This window comes from Victivallis vadensis (assembly GCF_003096415.1).
Lineage (GTDB): Bacteria > Verrucomicrobiota > Lentisphaeria > Victivallales > Victivallaceae > Victivallis > Victivallis vadensis.
Genome location: NZ_QEKH01000009.1, coordinates 103,415 through 116,049 on the forward strand (window position 1 = coordinate 103,415; position 12,635 = coordinate 116,049).

Consider the following 12,635-nt stretch of genomic DNA (forward strand, 5'->3'; position numbering starts at 1 on the left):
CGGGCAATGAAAACACGCGTGGAGCTCTATTTGTTTATCGACGCTCTCGGCTGGAATATCGTCCGGGAGCACGGTTTCTGCCGGGAGCTGCTGCCTTATCAGGCGAAGGTGCGCACCCAGTTCGGCTACTCGTCGGGAGCGGTGCCGACCATTCTCTCCGGTAAAACGCCCCGCGAACACGGTCATTTCAGCTGCTTTTATTATTCGCCGGAAACTTCGCCGTTCCGCTGGATGCGTCTGCTGCCGCTCGCGCTGATGCCCGACGCGCTGTTCAACCGGCACCGGATCCGGCACCGGCTCGCGAAGCTGATCGCGAAACGGAACGGTTACACCGGTTATTTCGAGCTGTATTCCCTGCCTTACTCCCATTTGCCCAGCTTCGACTACAGTGAGAAAAACGACATCTTCGCGCCGGGCGGACTGCGGAAGGTGCCGAACCTCGCGGATGTATGGCAGCGGCAGAAACGCCGGAGCCACATCTCCGACTGGCGGCTGCCGTCACGGGAAAACCTGCGCATCGGCGAAGAGCTGCTCCGCCAAGGCAAAACCGACTCGCTGTTCCTTTACACGGCGGAACTGGACTCCTTTCTGCACTTTCACGTCTCCGAACCGGAACGGGTCGCGGAAAAGCTCCGGGAATATGAACGGGCCGTGATGCGGCTGCTCGAAGCCGCTTCCTCGTCCGGCCGGGAGTGCGCGCTGCATGTGATCTCCGACCACGGCATGACGCCGCTGGCTGGCGCCTGCGACCTCGGCAGGCTGCTGGCCGGACGCGGGCTGCGGTTCGGCGAAGGCCATGCGTCGGTGCTGGACTCCACAATGGCCCGCTTCTGGATTTTCGATCCGCAATTGCGTTCCCGCCTCGCCGCGGCGCTGGCCGATGCTCCGGGGCACTTCCTCTCCGAAGCGGAAAAACAGCGCTTCGGCATCGATTTTCCCGACCGTCAGTACGGAGATGAGATTTTCCTGCTGGATCCGGGCATCCAGATCGCCCCTTCGGACATGGGGCGGCGGCCGCTGCCGGGCATGCACGGCTTCACACCGGACGATTCCGATTCCGACGCCGCTTTCCTTTCCAATGTCGAACCGGCGGAATACCCCGCCTGGATCGGAGATTATTTCACACTGATGACCTCCGGGGGCACCGATGGCCGGCGCGGCTGAACACTCCGCCCTGACCGGCGCAATCCTGAAGGGTACCGCCACCAACTATCTGCGCGTCGCGGTCAAGCTGGTCAAGACGGTGATGCTGACCCGTATCCTGCAATACCATCTCGGCGTGGATTTCTACGGCTACTGGACACTGTTATGGGCGGTTTTCGGCTACGCGACGCTGCTGGAATTCGGCTTCGGACGCACCATGCAGAAGTACACCGCCGAAGGAGTCGACACCCCGGAGCGGCTGCTCTCCTTCAACCGGATCTTCTCGGCGGTGCTGGCCAGCTACCTCGGCATCGCACTGGCGCTGCTGGCCATTTCCGCGCTGCTCGCGGTAAACCTTGAATCAGTCTTCCGGCTGCCGGAGGGCGATACCGGTTACTACCGCACCGTGTTCTGGGTGTTCGGAATCGGCTGCGCGGTAGTTTTCCCCACCGGCATCTGCACGGAAATCCTGGCCGGCATGCATAAAATCCACTGGCGGAACTGGGTGATCATCCTGAACCAGCTCCTTGAGCTGGCCGGCATCTGGCTGACGTTCCGCCTCGGCGGGTCGCTGCTGGCGATCGCGGTGTTCACCTGTGCGAACAACCTGTTCAGCAACATCGTGATGGCGGCGACGATCCGGCGGCGGATTCCGGGTATCCGCTTCACCTTCAGCGGACTGAGCGTGGCCACCTTCCGCCGCATCGCCGACTTCAGCGTCTTCAGCTATCTGATGAGCATCGCGGCATTGGTGATCTTCAGGACCGACCGGGTGGTGCTGGGAGTCTGCTCCGGCATTGCGGCGGTGGCGGTCTATCAGTTCGGCACCCGGATTCCGGAGCTTTTCCAGTACTTCACCGGGCAGCTCACCGAAACCATGGGGCCGACCGCCTCGCGTCTCTACCTGCGCGGCGAACACGAGGAGCTGCGCCGCTACATGCTGATCGCTTCGAAGGTCAACGTTTTCCTCGGCGCCGGAGCGCTGGTGGGCGCCGGTTTCCTGGCCGCGCCGATCCTGAAAGCGTGGCTGGACCTCGACAGTGCCGAAGTATTGAACATCACTTATGTGATGCTGTTTTCGGGTTTTCTTTCCGTCGCGTTCCGCGACACGGCCAATGTGTTCATGCAGATGTCGGGGCGGCACCGGATTATCGCGGTGTCGGTGATTTTTGAAGCGGTGTTCAACCTGGGATTGAGCCTGGCGCTGGTGTTCCGCTATCACGCGCTCGGCGTCGCAATCGGCACGCTGATTCCCAATGCGCTGCTGGCGCTCTTCGTGATGTTTCCGCTGGCCGCCGGCCATATGAAACTCGGCTTATGGGAGTATTTCACCCGGGTTTATCTGCCGGTCATCCCGGCGGCGCTGCTGACGGCGCTGGCTCTGTGGGGTTTCCGGCACTTCATCTCCGAGTGGAACTGGCCGCTGATCCTCACCGCCGCCGCCGTTGCCGGAATCCTCTATCCGGCCGCCGCGGGGATGCTGCTTTTCACCGCCGCGGAGCGCCGGGCGCTTCTTGACCGCTGCCGCAGCCTTGCGGCGCGCTGACTTGGACAGCGTATCCAACGCGCAGACCGACGCGAACGCCAGCATCAGTTCGTAATAGTTCGCCGACTGCTTAAGCACCCATTCCAACGACGACTGGCAGTAGATCGCCGCCAGCCCCCCCGCCCAGCCGATACATAAAAAGCGCCACGAATTCCCCTTCAGCCGCACGATCAGCCGCAGGTTGAGGCAGTAATAATAGAGCAGCATCATCAGAAACACCGCCAGCGTGATCCAGCCGCATTCCGAGGCGATCATCAGATAAACGGTCTCCACCAGCTGCCAGCGGTAGATGCGCGGCGCAACCTCCATCGAACGTTCCGACAGCGGAAGCCCGACGGTATACTCCTGATTCATCGTCTCGCCGAACTGATTGAGGCCGACTCCCAGAAAGCGGGAATTCGCCATCTCCGCAGCCGCCACCGCCAAAGCGATCCGGTCGTTCTTCGACTCGACCGGCGCGTTGGTGTACCGCAGATAGACGTGCTCCGCCACCTTGGCCATCACCGCCGCCGCGCAGAGCATCAGCAGCGTGGTGATCAGCACCTTGCGCCGGTTCACGCCGCACAGGTTCGAGATTGCGAAGGTCAGAATACAGCCGAGCGCATAACAGAACATTCCTCCCCGCGACAGTGAAAATACCACCATCAGCGAACAGCACCCGAACGTCCATACATAGATGCCGACCCGCTTCGCCCCCTCCCGGCAGTTATAGGCCGCCGACAGGAACACCGTCCCCAGCAGCGCCATATACATGCACATCGAATTCTGGTGGGGGAACGTACTGCGGAGCTGATAGCCGTTGTCCAGATATTTCTCCTTCAACCCGTTCAGGAACACAAACATCACGACCGCAATCAGGCAGTTGAGCATAAACCGGAGGTTGGCCGGATTCAGCAGCAGATTGTACATCACCAGGAAAAAGAAATAGAACCGGACCATCTTCCACAGTTCGAACCACGAAAAGATCGGCTGCGCCGCATTCCAGATCGACAGCGCGCTCAATCCGGTGTAGATCACGTACCAGTACCACCCCGCCGGCGTCCAGCGGAACTTCCGCCGTTCGCCCAGCAGCGTGAGAAACAACACCAGCACGCAAAGGTCGACCACCGTGACCTCAAAGCCGCGCGCGCTGCCCCGGTACCACTCCATCGACTCGAAGTTGATGTGCAGCCGCAGAAAGCAGGTCAGGAAGATCGCGCCGAAGATCATCACCTTGCGGAACAGTGTGCTCCGCAGCGACAACGCCACCGCGAACGGCACGCCGAGGAACACGGCCGCGAAAAAGATGATGAACTTGTATTCCGACATCCCGGAGCCTACTTGATTCCCATGTAGAGCGCCGCGTTTCCGAACGGCCCGGCCAACAAATTCAGCATCTGCAGCGTCGGCAGGAACTGATTGATCCAGTTGATGTTGTACGCGGAAAGCCCGGATTTCGGGATGAACACCATGTCGTTGGGGGCCAGCGGAAAATCGACCTCCCTGCCCTCCAGAATATTCGCGAGGTTGATCTTGAACACCGTCTCCTTTTCCGGCGTGCCGCGGAACACCAGCGCATAATCGCCGTGGGTGTCCTTCAAACCGGCGGCGAACACCAGCGCCTTGGCCAGCGTCAGATCCACCTTGTAAAGGACATGGCGGGCCGAATTGACCTCACCGAGCACATACACCGACGAATCCATCGCCGACAGCAAATAGATGTAATCGCCGTTGCGCAGCGGGATATTGTGACGCATGTCCCCTTTGAGCAGCGCCTTTTCAAAGCTGACCGGCAGTTTCCTGCCGTCGCGCAGGATATAGGAGGTTTTCAGATCGGCCGTCTCCACACTCTCGCCGCGGGAATCGCCGTGGGCGATCCCCCAGGCGGTCGCCATCGCATCCTGCAGCCGCATGCCGGTGCTGAGCGGATACCGGCCGGGGCGTTCCACCCGGCCGCCGATCGTATATGCGAAACCTTTGACCTGCCGCGGAATCAGCGCGACCTTCGGATTCCTGATATATTTGTCCGCCCGGCGCTTCAGCTCATCGGTGGCTTCCGGCAGGGTCAGGCCGCCGATTTTGCAGGCGCCCAGAAGCGGTATGCCGACGTAGCCGTCCGGCGTGACCGTCAACTCGTAGACTTTCAAATCCTCATGTTCATAGACATTGAAGTCGAAAACATCGCTCGGACTGATCCGGTAGGGATCGTCCGGCAGCTTCTGCAGCGCCTCAAGCTCCGCCGCATTCTCCTGTTCCACCTGTTCCGCCTTCTTCAGCACCTCCGTCATCTCCCTGCCCGGCAGCACTTCCCAGATTTCGATCTGCGGCGGCGGCTCGGAAGAGGTCGAACACCCCGCCGACACCAGCAGCACCCCGGCCGCCGCACCCGACAACAGACTACGCATCATAACTCACACCACCCATTTGCTTAACCCGGCAGGAATATCGTACAGCAGCCCGGAAACCGCCGGCTCTCTGCCGCCTTGCCGCAATGCCCGGATATCCGCCGAAATCTTCAGTTTGCTTTCACAGTCGAACCGGGCGGCGAAGATCACATCGCCGCAGCTTTCGCAGATGATCTCGAAAAGCCGCCGGTCCTCTTCCGGCTTTCCGATCGTCCACACCACGATATCGTACTTTTTGAGTTCCCCGCGCATCATCCGGAGCCGTTCCGGTTCGGGAGGCGTGAAAAACGACATCTCATCCAGCTTGAAATAGAGCGTCCGGCCTGCGTCCGGCTCCGGCGGAGCGGCGGCAAGTCCGTACAGATAATCGTTCACCAGATAGCGCGCCGATTTCTCCGGCAGCTCCGAGCAGACCGAGATCCGCAGCGTATCGATGTCCTTGAGCATCAGCACATCGTTACATTTGTCGACGAACGCCTCCGCCTCTTTCCGGGAGTCGTAGGAGACCATCGCGACCATCGCTTCCGGCTTCTCCGCCAGATCGCGGATATGGTCGACCAGCATCTGAAGCTGGGCATAGTATTCGCTGCGGTTGTCCGAAGCGAGCTCGCAGACCGCGCCGATGCACGGCACTCCCAGCCCCGCCTCGAAATCGTCCCCGGAACGGACCCGCAGGTTCAGCGCCTCTTTCCCCAGCACCGTTCCCGCCGTCCCCAGAAACGCCAGGATCAGGCCGCCCAGCGACAGCACCAGCCGCCGCCGCGCAATCCCCTGCGTCGGCTGCGCCGCATGTTCGTAAATCGAAATATCGCAGAACGGGGAGTTCGCCGCCAGATTCTGCATGTGGCAGGATTTTTCCAACTCGCCCAGCAGCTCCTTCTTCTGCTTCAGGATCGCAACCATCTGTTCATAGGCGGGAATCAGCCTGACGATTTTCGCCTCCTGATTCCGCAACACCTGCAGCGATTCCCCGATCGTACTGATGTTATGGCCGGCGGCGGTGAACTCGGATTGCGCCCGGACGATATCCGCCTCGATGAAGCGGTAGGTCGGATTCACTCCCTGGATCACCTTGCTCGGCTTCTGCGACGCCCCGTTGACCGCCGCGCGTTCTTTGAGCACCTTGAGCGTCATGGCCGCCTTCTGGACGATCGGATTGTCGTCGGTATACTGCATGCGCAGTCCGGCGAGTTCCATCTCCTTGCGCTGGATCTCCATCTTGTCTTCGTCATAGGTTTCGGAAACCGTCCGGATCGTCGGGGGCGTCGCCGCCAGCTGTTTGCGCAGCTCTTCGAGCTTGCTCTCGGCCGCCTGCGCGGTAGCGCGGTCGTCCAGCTGCCTTGCTTCCAGCGCCCGGATCTGGGAAGAACAGCGCTCCAGCGCTTCCGTCAGCGAAATCCCGCCGAAATCTTCCATCTGTTTCTTCAGCTCCCGCTCCCGGTTTTCAATATCAAGCTTCAGCTCCTCCTGATTCCTGCGGTAGTTGTTGTAGCTCTCCACATGCTTGCTCTTCTGGGTATTCTTGTAATCCTCCAGGAAAACCCCGGCGATGGCGTCGGCCAGCTCGGCGGCGGTCTTCGGATCGGCGGCGCGCGCGCTGATCACAAACAGATTGTCCCGGCTTTTCTTGCGGGTAATGGTCGTATTGTCATACACATCCTGAAAAGAGACGTTTGAACCGCTCAGACGCCGGCATACCTCCAGGATGTTGTTGCGTGAACGGATCATATCGACCACCACCTCATTTGAAAGCGGCTTGAATGCGTCGACCGCGCCCTCGATTTTCTGATAATCCCGCTCCACGCGCAGCAGAGTCGTGTTCGCCTCGAACACCCGGCCGCAGAACAGAGTGACCGCCAGGAAGATCAAACCGCCCGCCAATGGCGGCACCAGCACGATCCAGACCCATTTTTTATAAAGCGCCAATCCCCACAGCCGGATATCCCGGCGCAGGAGCGACAGGGAAAAGCTGCCGATCTTCAGCTCGCCTTTCCTCTCCTGCGGTTCTTCTTCCCATTCGAATTCCATTGCGGTTCATCCTTTCCGCGGCTCAATTGCACCGTTCCCATGCGTACAGGAACCTCCCGCTTGCGCCGTTTCTATCAATATACCGGGGAAACTCCACTTTTTCAAGCAAAATACTTGATATTTCAACATATAAATCATACCGCGGCTGTCGGAAATACGGAACGAGCGGCAAACGGCAGCGGAACCGGCGCACCGGATTCTTCATCCGTTCCCGCCGGCCCCGGTCCTCCGGGAACGGTCCGGCCAAACGCAGATACGCCTCCAATTCCCCGGCGTTTTCCACAAATGCTCCCGCCAGCTCCGACCAGAAGCTCCACCAGAACTCCCGGAACAGCTTCAAAGCGGCGGGAAACTCCCGGTTCAACTCTTCCGCCGACAGCTCGCACGGCTCGAACTTGTAAGCAAGCGCCCGCCGGTAGCCGTCAAGCTGCGCGGCGGGAAAACCGGAATCCTCCGCCAGCGCGGCGGAACGCTCCTGCGCCCGCGCCCGGTAATTATGAGTCAGGATCAGCCGCGCATCCCCGATCGCCAGCAATGCCTTGAACAAGTTCCGGGCTGCAAACCGGCGGTTTTCCGCGGAATCCTCATCCAGCTTCGCGGCGGCAAGCAGCAGGCCCGCGGCGCGGTTCAGCAGCAGCCGCGCCGCTTCGGAAACCGGCAGGAGGCTCCAGTCGCTCAGCCGCCAGCGCTCCAGACACGCGGGATCGCCCCAGACCAGGCGGCAACCGGCCCGCAGCTCCTGCCACATCAGGGTATAAGGCATATGCTCCAGCTCGCCGGCGGACCGGGCCGGTCCGAAATCGACGTCCACACCGATCTCCTCATCGAAGCCCTTGCCGAACTCCCGCATCGCACAGTCCAGCGCCTTGCGGCGGCGGCGCGGGAGCGGCCTGGAGATCACGAAAAAATCGAGATCGTTGAACAGCTCCGCGTCCCCGTCCGGTTTGCGGAAAACCCCGCCCTCGCCGCGCCCGTAGCCGCCGCCGAGCAGCACCGCAGCGATTTCCCGGCTTTCCGGCAGAGCGCCGATCCGCGCGGCCAGCCGCTCCAGGAACGCTTCCAGCCGGGATTCCAGCTCCGGGGCATCTGAATGACAGTATTTTCCCATCGCCTCACCTCTCCCGGAACAGATTGCGCACCAGCGTCCGGCACAGCAGTTTCAGGTTGAACCAGAGTCCGGCATGATGGGAGTAATAGAATTCGTCCAGCTCGATCTGCACCGGATCGTCTTCGTGTTCGAGCATCTCCGAATAGTTGAACACGCCGAGGTGGTAGTTGCCGAAGCGTTCCAGCAATTCGCGCACCTCCGCCGAAACCGGGAGCGGGTGATTGCCCACCAGCCGGATCCGGTTCATCATCGCCAGCACCACCAGATGAGTTTTGTGCAAACTGAATTTGTAGAAGAGCCGGTCGCACCAGATCCGGGCGGGCGCCCGGTAGAGGTTCAGCCTGATCCACCGGGTCGCCCGGTGATCCACAAAATAGATTCCCGGAGTCGGGCGGACCGACAGGAAGGGGCGCAGCAGCAGCCACGGTGCCGCCTGCGCCAGCAGGATGCCGCCGCCGCAGACCATCGCCACCGCCCAATGGAAGAGCTGCCCCGGAAGCCGGGAGGAAACGCCGATCAGGATAAATTCATCCAGCACATCCACATAGGTGCCGCTGTACGGGTCGATCAGCCGGTTCCGGCAGATGATCTTGTTGCGGATCTCCAGTTCCGGTCCCACATAGGTATTGTCCATCACGATCGAATTGATCATTGAAGTTCCGGCATCGATCAGCGAATTGCAGCCGACGATCGCGCCCGGCCCCGCCGCAGTCCGTTCGGAAAGCCGGGAGTTGTCGCCGAGCATCACCGGTTTGTTCACCTCCGCCCGCAGCGGGATTTCCACCCCCGCGCCGATATAGATATCCTCGTCACGGCAATAGCTGTGCATCACGTAGTTACGGGCCTCGCCGGAAACCAGCCGCATCGAAAGCTCGTAATAGTTTTTCACCGAATCCAGCGACAGCAGGTCGCCCGGGCGGAGCCGGCGGCTCTCCGCCAATCCTTCCAGCGTGAAATTCCGGCAGCGCTCCCGGCCGGCCACGAACAGGCCCCGCTCCCCGCGGAGCACCTTGCCCCGAACTTCATCCGGCGCGACCTCGATCTTCACTCCGGCGTCCATCCGGCAGGCGAAGAAGAGGTAGCCGCTGATCAGGAACAGGTCGTCGCCGCCGATCATCCCGGCATTGCGGAGCAGGATCTCACGCAACGGCTGCCCTTCGCGGCAGATGCCGTAGCTGATTTCGCAATTCCAGCGGGAACCGCCGCCGTAATACTCCCGCAGCCGCGCATCCGGCCGGCTCTGCAGCACCCGGATTTCGCGGATGCCGCACAGGTTGCAGAAGTCGAGCACATATTCCAGCAGCGGCTTATTGCCGATGCTCAGCAGGAACGGACTGGAAAGCCCGAACGCCTCCCGCAGACAGAGCGTATCCTCCCACGGGCAGATGATGATCGCCTTCATCGGTCAATACGCCCCCTTTCCGGTCAGCACGGCGGGAACGGTCTTCAACAGGATCCACAGATCGCGCCACAGGCTGCGGCTCATGATATACTCCTTGTCCAGCGCCACCTGCTGCCTGAAGGGGATATCGCTGCGGCCGGAAACCTGCCAGATGCAGGTGATGCCGGGCTTGACCGTCAGCCGCTTGCGGTCTTCAAGGGTGTATTCCGCCACCTCCGACGGCAGCGGCGGGCGCGGCCCGACCAGGCTCATGTCGCCGACCACCACGTTGAACAGCTGCGGCAGCTCGTCGATGCTGAATTTGCGGATGAAACGGCCGAACCGGGTCACACGCGGATCTTTCTGCATTTTGAAAATCACGCCGTCCTTCGACTCGTTCGCCTTCAACAGCTCCTGCCGGCGCTGCTCGGCGTCGATGTACATCGAGCGGAATTTATAGAAATTGAACGGCCTGCCGTCCCGGCCGATCCGCTTCTGCTTGAAGATCACCGGCCCCGGCGATTCGAGCCGGATCACCGCCGCGCACACCAGAAACACCGGCGACAGCACCAGGATTCCCAGCGAAGCGCACGTCACGTCCACCACCGTTTTGAACAGGTAGGAGCCGCGGACCGTGACCTGCCACAAAAAGAGCTTCCACTTGACCTTGCGCTTACACTTCCCCTGATGGATCAGATAATCCATCAACTCGTCTTTTTCGTCCCGGTCCAAAAAGATCACCTCCGTGAAAGTTGCCGGCGGACGACCCGCCACAGAAACAGCGGGTTGCCGATGATATAACGCCTGAAGAGCCGCCGCGGCTCCATCAGCAGCCGAAAGCTCCATTCCATGCCGATTTCGCGCATCCACAGCGGCGCGCGCCGGATCCGGCCGGAATAGAAGTCGAACAGTCCGCCGACGCCGATCCGCACCGGCGCCGCGAGCTGTTCTCCCCAGCGCTCCAGCCACTTCTCCTGCCGGGGCACGCCGAAGGCGACCAGCAGAATGTCCGCGCCGGAAGCGTTGATCGCGGCGACCACCTGCTCCGCGCCGGCGTCGAGGTCGAAGCAGCCGTCCCGGACTCCGGAGAATTTCAGGCGCGGATACGACTCCAGCGTTTTTCGCCGCATGGTTTCGACCACGCCGGGGCGGGCCCCCAGCAGATAAATCGAAAAGCCGTTTTTTTCCGCCATTTCGCACAGGTGCGGATACATGTCCGAACCGTTGATGTTTTCCCGGAGGCGCTGCCCGGTCAGTTTCCCGGCGATCACCAGCCCGATCCCGTCGGCCAGCACCTCGAAACGCTCCTTCATCAGCCGGAAGTACTCCGGGTCGCGGCAGGCGATATTGAAGCAGTCCGGGTTCATAAAGGCGACCTGCAGCCGTTTCCGCTCGCGGATGCACTCTTTGAAATGGTCGAGCGCCTCGCGCATCGACCGGTTCCGCACCTCCAGACCCAGCAGATGAAACTTCTCCTCCTCCCGGCCCGCGCCGCCGAAGAGCAGCGCCGGAAAGGTGCGCAGCACCAGCCCGAGGTCGCTCCACAGCGACCGGTGCATTTGTTTGCGTTCCCGCAGCGCCCCCTGAACCGCCAGCCGTCCCGACCGGTGGATAAAATCCGGAGTGAATACGCCCGGCCGGTCGAAGCAGGCCAGCTCCGGCTCAAAGTCGCGCAACGGGTCTCCGACCAGCCCGATCCGGCCCGCCAGCACATAAGCGAAACGCGGCGAACCGCGCCACAGCGCCGACTCCGACCGCACTTCCGGCAGCCGCAGCGGACGCCCGGCAAGATCGAACACCCGCCGGAAACGCAGCTTTCCGCACAGCGCGCCCAGCAGCAGGCCGGGCACCGAAACAATACAGAATCCCGCCAGGGCCAGGATATATTCCACCGCGACGACCACCGCTCCGGGACGGTGGCGGCGGCGTTCGAAGAGTCCGCCCAATGCGGCAACGTGCTTCTCCCATGAGAACTCCGCCGCTCTCCGGAATCCGGCCCGCCGCAATGCGGCAACCTCCTCCGGGTCGTCCAATACCGCAGTCAGCGCTGCGGCGATCCCCTCCGGCAGCTCAGGGTCGAACAGCCGAGCGGCCCCCTCGCCGATCTCACCAAGCGACGAGGTTTCCGAACAGGCCGTCGGGGCCCCGCAGGCCATCGCCTCGACCAGCGACAGCCCGAATCCCTCGAAACGGGACGGGAACACATACAGCGCACACCGCCGGTAAAGCGCAGGCAGATCCGCCGAGGCGACGAAACCGGCCAGCCGGATCCGGGCCGCATCGGGCGAGGCGGCGGCGGCGCGGTGTATTTCCTCCGCCCCGTTCCAGTCGCTGCCGCCGAGCACGAGGCGGTATTTTTCCTTCAGCGCGGGAGCCAGCAGTCCGTAAGCCCGGATCAGGCCGGTGTGATTCTTGCCGGGATGCTCCAACCGCGACACATAGAGCAGAAACGCTTCTTCCCCGGAGTATTTTTCCACGCGCGCCGCATCGTCCGGCTGCGGCTCCGCCGAAAACATCTCCCGGTCATAGCCGTTGCAGATCACGCTGATCTTCGCCAGCGCGATTTCCCAGAACTTCACCAGGTCCGCGGCGGTGCTTTCGCTGATCGCGACCACCCTCGCCAGACGGCGCACCGCGAAGGGGAGCAGCTTCATCACATAGAGCATCCGGAAAGGATCGTACTTGGTTTTCACATGGTACTGCGACAGGTCGTGCACCACGCCGACCGTGAAGGTGCGGCAGAACAGCATCGCCCGGCGGTTCGCGGCGGGCAGGAAGATCGCGTCGAACTCCCGCTGCCGGATCGTGAGAGGCAGCACGAAAAGATGCCACAGCATATTGAAAAGCGGCCGGTCCAGCCACGCCGGAATGCTCCGGTAACGGATATGCTCCGACTCCGGCAGCAGCGGCCGGTCGGCGTCGAAAGCCGCCACCGTCAGTTCATGATGCTCGGCCAGCTGCCGCAACACATTCACGATATAGACGGAAATGCCCGACTTGCCGTGATCGAAACAGCTCACACAACAGAAAATCTTCGCCATCGCC

At 61.8% G+C, this 12,635-nt stretch carries 8 protein-coding genes and 1 pseudogene; 2 read left to right on the plus strand and 7 right to left on the minus strand.

Features of this window, described 5'->3' with window-relative positions; translation table 11 throughout:
- The first annotated feature begins 6 nt into the window (after positions 1 to 6).
- Positions 7 to 1,164, plus strand: a complete 1,158-nt coding sequence (locus C8D82_RS07070; protein WP_116883572.1) for an alkaline phosphatase family protein — start codon at positions 7 to 9, stop codon at positions 1,162 to 1,164.
- Positions 1,148 to 2,689 carry an oligosaccharide flippase family protein gene (locus C8D82_RS07075; RefSeq protein ID WP_116883573.1) on the plus strand — a complete coding sequence of 514 codons (1,542 nt, stop codon included), beginning with the start codon at positions 1,148 to 1,150 and terminating at the stop codon, positions 2,687 to 2,689. The genes C8D82_RS07070 and C8D82_RS07075 overlap by 17 nt, the downstream gene beginning before the upstream one ends.
- A 222-nt stretch (positions 2,690 to 2,911) precedes the next feature.
- Here the strand turns inward: C8D82_RS07075 and C8D82_RS22460 are convergent.
- The 7 genes and pseudogenes from C8D82_RS22460 to C8D82_RS07110 all read right to left on the minus strand — a co-directional run.
- Positions 2,912 to 3,997 (minus strand): annotated as a pseudogene (locus C8D82_RS22460) (hypothetical protein); the annotation flags it as partial.
- Between the two features lie 8 nt (positions 3,998 to 4,005).
- Positions 4,006 to 5,076: a polysaccharide biosynthesis/export family protein gene (locus C8D82_RS07085; protein ID WP_133245099.1), complete on the minus strand. Its 1,071-nt coding sequence runs from the start codon at positions 5,074 to 5,076 to the stop codon at positions 4,006 to 4,008.
- Between the two features lie 3 nt (positions 5,077 to 5,079).
- Positions 5,080 to 7,101 carry a GumC family protein gene (locus C8D82_RS07090; RefSeq protein ID WP_116883576.1) on the minus strand — a complete coding sequence of 674 codons (2,022 nt, stop codon included), beginning with the start codon at positions 7,099 to 7,101 and terminating at the stop codon, positions 5,080 to 5,082.
- Between the two features lie 22 nt (positions 7,102 to 7,123).
- Positions 7,124 to 8,209, minus strand: a complete 1,086-nt coding sequence (locus C8D82_RS07095) for a hypothetical protein (protein ID WP_116883577.1) — start codon at positions 8,207 to 8,209, stop codon at positions 7,124 to 7,126.
- Positions 8,210 to 8,213: 4 nt separating this feature from the next.
- Positions 8,214 to 9,611: a glycosyltransferase gene (locus C8D82_RS07100; RefSeq protein ID WP_116883578.1), complete on the minus strand. Its 1,398-nt coding sequence runs from the start codon at positions 9,609 to 9,611 to the stop codon at positions 8,214 to 8,216.
- Between the two features lie 3 nt (positions 9,612 to 9,614).
- Complete coding sequence (locus C8D82_RS07105; protein ID WP_420882996.1) at positions 9,615 to 10,328, minus strand: sugar transferase; 714 nt, start codon at positions 10,326 to 10,328, stop codon at positions 9,615 to 9,617.
- On the minus strand, positions 10,328 to 12,631 hold the full coding sequence (locus C8D82_RS07110) for a WecB/TagA/CpsF family glycosyltransferase (protein ID WP_116883579.1): 2,304 nt from the start codon (positions 12,629 to 12,631) through the stop codon (positions 10,328 to 10,330). The genes C8D82_RS07105 and C8D82_RS07110 overlap by 1 nt, the downstream gene beginning before the upstream one ends.
- Between the last annotated feature and the right edge of the window lie 4 nt (positions 12,632 to 12,635).

Bases quoted from the DNA above. Each gene is read 5' to 3' on its own strand.
- C8D82_RS07075 (WP_116883573.1), top strand. From the start codon at position 1,148: ATGGCCGGCGCGGCTGAACACTCCGCCCTGACCGGCGCAATCCTGAAG.
- C8D82_RS07095 (WP_116883577.1), bottom strand. From the start codon at position 8,209: ATGGGAAAATACTGTCATTCAGATGCCCCGGAGCTGGAATCCCGGCTG.
- C8D82_RS07085 (WP_133245099.1), bottom strand. From the start codon at position 5,076: ATGATGCGTAGTCTGTTGTCGGGTGCGGCGGCCGGGGTGCTGCTGGTG.
- C8D82_RS07100 (WP_116883578.1), bottom strand. From the start codon at position 9,611: ATGAAGGCGATCATCATCTGCCCGTGGGAGGATACGCTCTGTCTGCGG.
- C8D82_RS07070 (WP_116883572.1), top strand. From the start codon at position 7: ATGAAAACACGCGTGGAGCTCTATTTGTTTATCGACGCTCTCGGCTGG.
- C8D82_RS07090 (WP_116883576.1), bottom strand. From the start codon at position 7,101: ATGGAATTCGAATGGGAAGAAGAACCGCAGGAGAGGAAAGGCGAGCTG.
- C8D82_RS07110 (WP_116883579.1), bottom strand. From the start codon at position 12,631: ATGGCGAAGATTTTCTGTTGTGTGAGCTGTTTCGATCACGGCAAGTCG.